We start from the raw sequence: 9,616 nt of genomic DNA, 5'->3' as shown, positions 1-9,616 counted from the left end.
AGAAGGCGGATGCGGCGAAAACGCCTTTCCGCCCTACGAAATGAGTGTGGTTTGTAGGCCTGATAAGACGCGCCAGCGTCGCATCAGGCATTGTGCACAGAATGGCGGATACGGCGTAAACACCCTATCCGCCCGAATAAAAACTACTTCTGCGCTGCCAGCGCCTCATTCACCCAGCCATCAAACTGCTGCTGGTGGGCTTTGATCCAGCCATCAACGTGGCCCTGAATATCGCCTTCTGAGGCTTTGCCGTCATGCATAATGGCGTTCTGGGCGTTAATGTCCGCAACCGGCAACTGCATAATGGCGAACAGTTTCGCTGCCGCCGGGTTTTTCTCGGCCCAGGCTTTGTTGGCAACGATATGCATGGTGCTAACAGGGAAGCCGTAATTTGCGCCATTCGGCAGTTTGGTATCGGCGTTTTTATCACCCGGCAGTGCGGAGAACGGCACCTGCAACCAGACTACATCTTTCCCCGGCTTCAGTTCGTTACTCACCCAGTACGGTGTCCAGGTGTAGTAAAACACCGGCTTGCCCTCTTTGTAACGGCTGATGGTGTCGGCCATCATCGCCGCGTAGTTCCCCTGATTATGGGTTACGGTATTCGTCAGATCATAAGCGGCAAGCTGGTAGTTGATAGCGCCTTCGCAGCCCCAGCCGGGGTTACAGCCAGTTAAATCCGCTTTGCCATCGCCGTTGGTATCAAACAGTTTGGCAATCTTCGGATCTTTTAGCTGCGCGATGTGGGTAATTTTGTACTGGTCGGCCGTTTTCTTATCGATCAGGTATCCCTGCGCAGCGCCGTTAACAAATGTCCCTTCGCGATAAAACTTCTTATCGCCACCGGCAGCCTCATACATGTTGTCATGCAGCGGCGTCCAGTTCACAGCGGTAAAGGTCGCATCGCCGGAAGCCAGTGACGTATAACCAACGTTGTAATCCACTTCGCTGGGTTTGTTGACGGTATAACCTAATTTTTCCAGCGCACGGCTGACCAGCAATGTCTGGAAGGTTTCTTCGGTAATGGTGCTCTGAACCGGATTAACGGTAATACCTTTGCCCGGCAGATCGGCAGCAAAAGTTTGTGTAGAGATAAGCGTGGCAAACGCTGTCGCAAAAAGTACGCTATGTCGCATTGTTATTCCTTTTTTTGGCAGGGTGGCAATGCCCGGCGTCACCGGGCAGGTGCAGAGTTATTTAATGAACGGACGGGTCAGCAGACCGACAGGGCCAGTGGTGTACCAGCGACGGTTGCCGCGACTACGTGAGTCGCGCCCCACGGCCTGTGTCAGGCGATCGAGGATAATGGCGAGGATGACAATACCGACGCCGCCAACGGTGGCAAGCCCCATATCCAGACGCCCGATACCGCGCAGTACCATTTGACCCAGCCCGCCGACGGCAATCATCGAGGCGATGACCACCATAGAAAGGGCCAGCATCAGCGTCTGGTTGACGCCCGCCATAATGGTCGGCATCGCCAGCGGTAACTGAACTTTGAACAGCATCTGGCGCGGGCTGGCACCGAATGAGCGCGAGGCTTCAATCAGATCCGCCGGAACCTGGTTAATCCCCAAAATGGTCAGACGGATAATAGGCGGCAGAGCAAAGATGATGGTCACCACCACGCCCGGAACGTTGCCGATACCAAACAGCATGACGATTGGTACCAGATAGACAAACGCTGGCGTCGTCTGCATGGCATCAAGCAGTGGACGGATGATTTTTGCTGCCCGTGGGCTTCTTGCCAGCCAGATCCCCAGCGGCAAACCGATGACAATACAGAATAGCAGGGCGGTTAACACCAGCGCCAAAGTCACCATTGCCTGCGACCATGCGCCGATCGCGCCGATAGCAATCAGTGAAACCAGCGTCGCCACGCCCATTCCGACACCGGAAATTTGCCAGGCTATCAGGGCGAAAACGATAATTGCCACAGGCGCGGGCATCCCCAGCAGCAGTTGCTGGAAACCGTTGAGGATATAATCCACCGGAACGCGCACGCCCTGGAAGAGGGGGCGGAAATGGGTAACGACCCAGTCGATCCCTTCAGTTACCCAACTGTCGAGTGGGATCAGCGTCTTATGAAACGGATCGAGAATATTAAAATGCTCGACATTTGGTGCAGGCGTACTGGTCAGCCAGTCAGCGCCGCCGCCGTCAGTCGGTGCCGCAGCCGGTGTACCCCAGGCATCTGCGGATTGTGCGGCGCTGTCTGCCGCTGGCGTGGTATCCCACGGATTATTTTGATCAGCCATTATTTACCCCCTCACGATCTAAAGCGCGCAGCAGCATTCCTTTCGAAATGATGCCGACATACTGTTGGTCCTCGTCGACCACGGGCACCGCACAGGGTGCCTGTCCGACATGAGAGAGCAACTCGCTAAGAGGCGTTTGCGCATCGACCGCTAACGGCGCATCAATCAGCGCCGCATCAAGACCTTGCTGCTGCGTTAATGCTGCTTTTAACGAATCGATAGAGACTGCGCCGACAAATTTATTACCGCGTTCGATGACGTAGCCATATTCGCGATCTTCATCCTGTAATAATTTCAGTGCCGAACGCGGACCGAAGCCGGGGGTTTTACGAATTAAACCATTCGGGCTGCGGCGGGCAATATCTTTCGCGCTGAATACCTGACTAATATCAACGCCGCGGAAGAAGGTGCGGACATAATCATTCGCCGGATTATTGAGAATTTCATCCGGTGTGCCGACCTGTACCACTTCGCCATTTTGCATAATGGCAATTCGGTCGCCAATACGCATAGCTTCATCGAGATCGTGAGAAATAAAGACAATGGTGCGCTGATGTTTCGCCTGTAATTTTACCAGTTCATCCTGCATCTCGGTGCGAATTAATGGATCGAGCGCCGAGAAGGCTTCATCCATTAATAAAATATCCGGATTAATGGCTAATGCACGGGCTAATCCAACACGTTGACGCATTCCACCAGAGAGTTCGTCCGGGTAGCTGTGGGCATAATTTTCCAGACCTACCTGACGTAGTGCATCAATGGCTTTTTCCCGACGCTCTTCGGCGTTAATTCCGGCTAGTTCCATGCCAAACGCGGTATTGTCCAGCACGGTCATATGCGGCATTAAGGCAAAGGACTGAAAGACCATCGCAATCTTTTTTCTGCGCACCTCACGGAGTTCGGCGTCGGATATTTTTGCAATATCTACACCGTCAATCAGCACTTGTCCGCGGGTGGGTTCAATCAGGCGATTGAGAAGGCGTACCATTGTGGATTTACCCGAACCGGATAATCCCATGATGACAAATATCTCGCCTTCTTCAATGGCCAGACTGGCGTCTTTTACGCCAAGCGATAGCCCAGTTTTTTCCAGAATTTGTTCTTTTGAAAGTCCTTGTTCGATATATTTGAAAGCTCGCTGTGGATGCTCACCAAATATTTTATAAAGATTTTTAATTTCTAATTTAATTGCCATGCAATAGAAAGATTCCTGTTATTTGTTTATGTCGATATATTACCCAATGGAAATAGTCACTTTTTTCTACCCTAACATACTGAGAATCTGAGGCAACCCCTGAGGGCAAATGTGTCATGAATATTGATGCGAGCAAATTGCCGGAGTTTCCCGTGATATAAGGGCTGAGAGCAAATCGAGAAAAGTTGATATTTTTTGTTATAGATAGCGAAAAAACGCCTGAATATTGTGGTTTCAGGCGAATAATGCAACAGAGAGTCAGTGTAGATCACCACAAAATATTTGCGTGATAAAAAGCTGTTTAACTGGAATTATTTCCCTGCTGTGGGTGGTGATATTTTTGAAAAATAACCTCGTCAAAAATTCCAGTCTTCGTCTTCTGTTTCGACCGCTTTTCCCATCACATAAGAGGAACCAGAGCCGGAAAAGAAATCGTGATTTTCGTCGGCATTCGGTGAAAGCGCGGCAAGGATTGCCGGATTTACTTCTGCCATTTCTGCTGGAAATAACGGCTCGTATCCCAGATTCATTAAGGCTTTATTGGCGTTGTAACAGAGAAACGCTTTCACATCGTCAGCCCATGTTGTTTCGGCGTACAGCTCATCGGTGTATTGCAACTCGTTGTCGTAAAGCTCCAGCAATAAATCGAAGGCGAAACTCTTTAATTCTTCACGTTGTGCCTGGGAGATTTTTTCCAGGCTTTTCTGATATTTATAGCCAATGTAATAACCGTGTACTGCTTCATCGCGGATAATCAGGCGGATCAAATCGGCGGTATTGGTCAGCTTTCCGCGACTGGAAAAATACATTGGCAGCCAGAAGCCGGAATAGAACAAAAATGATTCAAGAAAGACACTGGCGATTTTCTTTTTCAGCGGGCTATCACCGCGATAATATTGCTGAATAATCTGTGCTTTTCGTTGCAACGGCGCATTTTCTTCACTCCAGGCATAGGCGGCATCAACCTCTTTTGTCTGGCACAGCGTCGAGAAAATAGAGCTGTAAGAGCGGGCATGAACGGCTTCCATAAAGCTGATATTCGACAACACTGCTTCTTCATGGGGCGTGAGTGCATCGGGTATCAACGAAGGCGCGCCGATAACGTTTTGCAGCGTGTCGAGCAGCGTCAGGCCAGTAAAAACGCGCATCGTCAGTTGTTGTTCGATGGTACTTAACGTTTGCCACGCGGGAATATCGTTCGACAGTGGCACTTTTTCCGGTAGCCAGAAATTGCTGGTCAGGCGATTCCATACTTCCAGATCTTTATCGTCAGTAATCTTGTTCCAGTTGATGGCGCTGATATGAGAGAGTTTCATAGATATTCCTTAAAGTGCGCAGGAGACGCAGCCTTCAATTTCAGTGCCTTCCAGCGCCATCTGACGCAGGCGGATGTAATAGAGCGTTTTGATACCTTTGCGCCAGGCGTAAATCTGCGCTTTATTGATATCGCGAGTGGTGGCGGTATCGGGGAAAAACAGCGTCAGCGACAGCCCCTGATCGACATGGCGAGTCGCTTCGGCGTAGGTGTCGATAATCTTTTCCGCGCCAATTTCGTAAGCGTCCTGATACAACGCCAGATTCTCATTAGTCATAAACGGGGCAGGGTAGTAAACGCGCCCGGTTTTACCCTCTTTGCGAATTTCCACTTTCGCCACAATCGGGTGAATACTCGACGTAGCATGGTTGATATAAGAGATAGAACCGGTTGGCGGCACCGCCTGAAGATTCTGGTTGTAAATGCCGTAGTGCATCACGTCGTCGCGCAGTTGCGCCCACATCTCACGGGTAGGTAACGTAATACCGCTACGGGCAAACAGTTCGCCAACTTTCGCCGTTTTCGGCTGCCAGTTCCCTTGCAGATATTGGCTAAAATATTCACCACTGGCATAGCGTGACTGTTTGAATCCGGCGAAGGTTTCACCACGTTCGCGCGCCAGCAACATCGAAGTGCGCAGGGCGTGCCAGGTGATGGTGTAGAAATAGAGATTGGTAAAATCCAGTGCTTCCGGCGAGCCGTAAACGATACCCTCACGCGCCAGATAGCCGTGCAGATTCATCTGCCCCAGGCCGATGGCGTGCGAGGCGGCATTTCCGGCTTCGATGGACGGCACGCTGCGGATATGACTCATATCTGACACCGCCGTCAGACCGCGCACGGCTGTCTCTACCGTGCGGGCAAAGTCTGGCGAATCCATAGTGTGAGCAATATTCAACGAGCCTAAATTGCAGGAAATATCATGGCCTGTGCGAGCATAGTCGAGATTCTCGTCATACGCTGAGGCGCTGTTAACCTGCAAAATTTCTGAGCAGAGATTACTCATATTTATGCGCCCGGCAATAGGGTTAGCACGGTTAACCGTATCTTCATACATGATGTAGGGATAGCCGGACTCAAACTGGATCTCCGCCAGCCGCTGGAAGAAATCACGGGCGTTGATGTATTTTTTGCGGATGCGTTCATCGGCAACCAGTTCGTCATAGTGTTCGTTGATGGCGATATCAGCAAACGGCTTGCCGTAAACTCGCTCAACGTCATAGGGCGAAAACAGCGCCATCTGCGCATTCTCTTTCGCCAGATGGAAGGTGACATCCGGGATCACTACCCCCAGCGACAACGTTTTAATGCGGATTTTTTCATCGGCATTTTCCCGTTTTGTGTCGAGAAAACGCAGAATATCGGGATGGTGTGCGTGCAGATATACAGCCCCAGCCCCCTGACGAGCGCCGAGCTGGTTGGCATAGGAAAATGCGTCTTCCAGCATTTTCATCACCGGAATCACGCCAGAAGATTGATTTTCAATACGTTTAATCGGTGCACCCGCTTCCCGCAGATTCGACAGCAAAAACGCCACGCCGCCGCCGCGTTTCGACAGTTGTAGTGCGGAATTAACCGCCCGACCAATCGACTCCATATTGTCTTCAATACGTAGCAGAAAACAGGAAACCAGTTCGCCTCGCTGCTGTTTACCACAGTTGAGGAATGTTGGCGTGGCGGGCTGAAAGCGTCCTGATAGCATCTCATCGGTTAGCTGCGTCGCCAGCGTCTCATCACCTTGCGCCAGCGTTAGCGCCACCATCGTGACCCGATCGGCAAAATCTTCCAGATAACGTTTACCGTCGAAAGTCTTCAGCGTATAGCTGGTGTAAAACTTCCATGCACCGAGGAACGTCTGGAAACGAAAACCACTGGCGTGTGCATGGGCAAACAGCGTAATGACAAAGTTGCGAGAGTAGCGGTTGAGGACGCTTTCATCATAGTAACCTTCGTTGACCAGCCAGTTCAGGCGCTGCTGCTGGCTGCTAAAAGTCACACTGTTCGGGCGTACATGTGTCGCCATAAAAGCGTCTACTGCCTGGCGATCTTTATCGAACTGAATGCGACCCGCGCTATCGTAAAGGTTAAGCATCGCATTCAGGGCGTGGTAATCCATCGTTTCCTGCGTCAGGCGGTCTGCGGTTGTCGTTGCCAAAATTCGGTTACTCCTTTACGAACGTTTTCGATATCGCTTTGCGTACCCATGAGTTCAAAGCGGTATAGCCACGGCACGTCGCATTTCCGGGCAATCACATCTCCGGCGCGGCCATACGCCTCACCAAAATTGCGATTACCCGAAGCAATAACGCCGCGAAGCAACGCCCGGTTATGTTCGTCGTTTAAAAAGCGAATCACCTGCCGTGGCACAGCGCCAGCCGTACCGCCACCGCCGTAAGAGGGCACGATCAGGATGTAAGGCTCGTCTACCTGAATCCGTTCCCGCTCATTGAGCGGAATGCGCACGGCGGGCAGCCCTAAACGTTTGATAAAGCGATGTGTGTTTTCGGAGCTACTGGAGAAGTAGACGAGCTGACTCATGCGCTGGCTGCGTGTGGCGCTGGATGCAGGCGGTTGATCATGTCCGGACGAAAGCCAGACCAGCTAAGATCACCTGCAATCACTACCGGCAACTGGCGAAAGCCCTGGGCACGTAACGCCTCTGCCGCTTCAGGATCGCGATCGACATTAATCATCTCAAAGTCAAAGCCACGGTTTTCCATTGCTCGTTTGGTGGCGTGGCATTGAACGCAATCGTTACGAGTGTAAATAGTAATGCGCATGATTCGTATTTCCGTTTAAAATGAAGATACGGCGCGATGATACGCGTCGGGTTGTCTCTCTGTTGATACAGAGATACTAGATGTAGTTGAAAAAAGATTCAACCATACAAGATATGGGAATTTTAGATTATTGATACCGCCGTTGAGTGGCTCAACGGGGTAGGGGATTTTGTGTTTTGTTGCCGGGCGAGCCCCCGGCAACAGCAAATTACATCCGCATGGAAACCGCCAGGCGGTTAAAACAATTCATCAGCCCGATGGCAAACGTTAAGTCGCTGATCTCTGCTGCGCTGAAGTACTTAAGCAGAGGCTGATAAACGTCATCTTCTGCATGGGTTCGGGCAATATCGGTCACCGATTCCGCCCATGCCAGCGCCGCCCGCTCGCGATCGTCAAAATGATGGCTTACGCGCCAGCCTGCCAGGGCGTCCAGTTTGTTCTGCGGCACACCGGATTTGCGTAATGCTTTACTGTGCATCTCCAGACAAAATGCGCAGCCGTTGATTTGTGAGACGCGTAAATAAACTAACTCCATCAGAGTGGTATCCAGCGTACTATTTTCCAGCGCCGTTTTGGCCTGCACCAGTGCGTTATACACTGCCGGGCTAAGTTCGTAGTAGGGTTGACGTAATGTAGTCATACAGTTTCTCCTCTTATTAACGCCCGCAATGTAGCACTATAATGGACTGTCAAAGAGAGCCATAAATTACGTAAAAAAGCAGACCATATGCCGCGTTATCAGGAAATCGCCCGTCAGTTAAAAACGGCTATTGAGCAAGGGGAACTGAAACCTGGCGCAAGGCTACCTTCCAGCCGAACCTGGTCGCAGGAACTGGGCGTGTCTCGCTCCACAGTCGAAAATGCTTATGCTGAGCTGGTGGCACAGGGCTGGCTGGTCAGGCGGGGGCAGGCAGGCACCTTTGTCAGCGAACAGATACATCCACAAAAATCATCTTCTGATGTCGTCGTCTTTGCCGGTGAAAGCGAGCAGCCGTTGCCGTTTCAAATGGGATTACCCGCACTCGATCTCTTTCCGCGTGAGCTGTGGGCGCGGGTGATGGGCCGTCGCCTGCGAACCCAGACGCGTTTTAATTTGGCGTTAGGCGATGTCTGCGGCGAGGCGGCGTTGCGCGAGGCAATTGTTGATTATCTACGTGTCTCGCGCGGAATTGAGAGCCAGCCTGAGCAGGTATTTATCACACACGGTTATGCGGCATCGATGAGCTTAATTTTGCGTGCACTGGCGGAACCGGGAGACGGGATGTGGATGGAAGATCCCGGTTTTCCACTGATTCGTCCGATTGTCACTCGCCACGGTGTGAACGTTTTTCCTGTGCCTGTTGACGACAACGGACTGGATGTCACAAGCGGAATACAAAATTATCCTGATGCGCGTTTTGCTCTGATCACTCCGGCACATCAAAGCCCGCTGGGTGTTGCGCTCTCTTTGGCGCGCAGGCACCAGGTGCTGGAATGGGCAGAGCGTAGTCAGGCATGGGTTATTGAAGATGATTACGACAGTGAGTTCCGCTATCACGGTAAGCCGTTACCGGCGCTGAAAAGTCTCGATGCGCCGCAGCGGGTGATTTATGCCGGAACATTTAGCAAATCGCTTTTCCCGGCACTGCGCTGTGCGTGGCTGGTGGTGCCGGTGGAGCAGATTGCGCAATTCCGCCAACAGGCATCGCTGGAGCCATGTGCTGTGCCTGTTCTATGGCAGAACACTCTGGCAGATTTCATTCGTGATGGGCATTTCTGGAGGCATCTGAAGAAAATGCGTCAGCACTATGCTCAGCGTCGGCAGTGGATTGAGCAGGCGCTTACGCAACAGGGATTTCAGGTTGTACCGCAAAAAGGGGGAATCCAGATGGTTATCAGCATGATGGGCGATGATATTGCCTACGCGCGTAAAGCTAATGCCGCTGGCCTTGCGGTGCAGGCATTAAGTACCTGGCGTATTCGGTCAACCGGGAAAGGAGGATTGCTGCTCTCGTTTACCAATATCGTTAGCGAAAGCATGGCGCAGCAGGTGGCACAACAATTACGCGATGCCTTAAGTTAAAAACCC

The 9,616-nt window shown here is 51.6% G+C and carries 9 protein-coding genes; 1 reads left to right on the top strand and 8 read right to left on the bottom strand.

Features of this window, described 5'->3' with window-relative positions; genetic code table 11:
• Positions 1 to 143 precede the first annotated feature (143 nt).
• The 8 genes from proX to A1SC_RS11320 all read right to left on the bottom strand — a co-directional run bounded on the left by proX (position 144) and on the right by A1SC_RS11320 (position 8,188).
• Positions 144 to 1,136 (bottom strand): glycine betaine/L-proline ABC transporter substrate-binding protein ProX, encoded by a 993-nt coding sequence (gene proX / locus A1SC_RS11285; protein ID WP_016262452.1) that lies wholly within the window; start codon positions 1,134 to 1,136, stop codon positions 144 to 146.
• 57 nt (positions 1,137 to 1,193) lie between these two features.
• Positions 1,194 to 2,258 carry a glycine betaine/L-proline ABC transporter permease ProW gene (gene proW, locus A1SC_RS11290; protein ID WP_000774962.1) on the bottom strand — a complete coding sequence of 355 codons (1,065 nt, stop codon included), beginning with the start codon at positions 2,256 to 2,258 and terminating at the stop codon, positions 1,194 to 1,196.
• Entirely contained in the window at positions 2,251 to 3,453 is a 1,203-nt protein-coding gene (proV, locus tag A1SC_RS11295; protein WP_000985481.1) for a glycine betaine/L-proline ABC transporter ATP-binding protein ProV, read from the bottom strand. The genes proW and proV overlap by 8 nt, the downstream gene beginning before the upstream one ends.
• A 356-nt stretch (positions 3,454 to 3,809) precedes the next feature.
• Positions 3,810 to 4,769 carry a class 1b ribonucleoside-diphosphate reductase subunit beta gene (nrdF, locus tag A1SC_RS11300; RefSeq protein ID WP_016249105.1) on the bottom strand — a complete coding sequence of 320 codons (960 nt, stop codon included), beginning with the start codon at positions 4,767 to 4,769 and terminating at the stop codon, positions 3,810 to 3,812.
• 9 nt (positions 4,770 to 4,778) lie between these two features.
• Complete coding sequence (gene nrdE, locus A1SC_RS11305; protein WP_016262451.1) at positions 4,779 to 6,923, bottom strand: class 1b ribonucleoside-diphosphate reductase subunit alpha; 2,145 nt, start codon at positions 6,921 to 6,923, stop codon at positions 4,779 to 4,781.
• Positions 6,896 to 7,306, bottom strand: coding sequence for a class Ib ribonucleoside-diphosphate reductase assembly flavoprotein NrdI (nrdI, locus tag A1SC_RS11310; RefSeq protein WP_001516921.1), 411 nt, complete (start codon positions 7,304 to 7,306; stop codon positions 6,896 to 6,898). The genes nrdE and nrdI overlap by 28 nt, the downstream gene beginning before the upstream one ends.
• Entirely contained in the window at positions 7,303 to 7,548 is a 246-nt protein-coding gene (gene nrdH / locus A1SC_RS11315) for a glutaredoxin-like protein NrdH (RefSeq protein WP_001223225.1), read from the bottom strand. The genes nrdI and nrdH overlap by 4 nt, the downstream gene beginning before the upstream one ends.
• A gap of 208 nt (positions 7,549 to 7,756) precedes the next feature.
• On the bottom strand, positions 7,757 to 8,188 hold the full coding sequence (locus A1SC_RS11320) for a carboxymuconolactone decarboxylase family protein (RefSeq protein ID WP_000209798.1): 432 nt from the start codon (positions 8,186 to 8,188) through the stop codon (positions 7,757 to 7,759).
• An 87-nt stretch (positions 8,189 to 8,275) separates the two neighbouring features.
• Between A1SC_RS11320 and A1SC_RS11325 the strand changes: the two genes are divergently transcribed.
• Positions 8,276 to 9,610, top strand: coding sequence for a MocR-like pyridoxine biosynthesis transcription factor PdxR (locus A1SC_RS11325; RefSeq protein WP_016249104.1), 1,335 nt, complete (start codon positions 8,276 to 8,278; stop codon positions 9,608 to 9,610).
• Positions 9,611 to 9,616 lie beyond the last annotated feature (6 nt).

The sequence above is a fragment of the Escherichia sp. KTE52 genome (genome assembly GCF_000408325.1).
In the GTDB taxonomy this organism is placed as follows: domain Bacteria; phylum Pseudomonadota; class Gammaproteobacteria; order Enterobacterales; family Enterobacteriaceae; genus Escherichia; species Escherichia marmotae.
This window is presented reverse-complemented; position numbering and strand designations above follow the sequence as displayed.

Coding starts and splice junctions, on each gene's coding strand:
- proX (WP_016262452.1), bottom strand. CDS start 1,136: ATGCGACATAGCGTACTTTTTGCGACAGCGTTTGCCACGCTTATCTCT.
- proW (WP_000774962.1), bottom strand. CDS start 2,258: ATGGCTGATCAAAATAATCCGTGGGATACCACGCCAGCGGCAGACAGC.
- proV (WP_000985481.1), bottom strand. CDS start 3,453: ATGGCAATTAAATTAGAAATTAAAAATCTTTATAAAATATTTGGTGAG.
- nrdF (WP_016249105.1), bottom strand. CDS start 4,769: ATGAAACTCTCTCATATCAGCGCCATCAACTGGAACAAGATTACTGAC.
- nrdI (WP_001516921.1), bottom strand. CDS start 7,306: ATGAGTCAGCTCGTCTACTTCTCCAGTAGCTCCGAAAACACACATCGC.
- nrdH (WP_001223225.1), bottom strand. CDS start 7,548: ATGCGCATTACTATTTACACTCGTAACGATTGCGTTCAATGCCACGCC.
- A1SC_RS11320 (WP_000209798.1), bottom strand. CDS start 8,188: ATGACTACATTACGTCAACCCTACTACGAACTTAGCCCGGCAGTGTAT.
- A1SC_RS11325 (WP_016249104.1), top strand. CDS start 8,276: ATGCCGCGTTATCAGGAAATCGCCCGTCAGTTAAAAACGGCTATTGAG.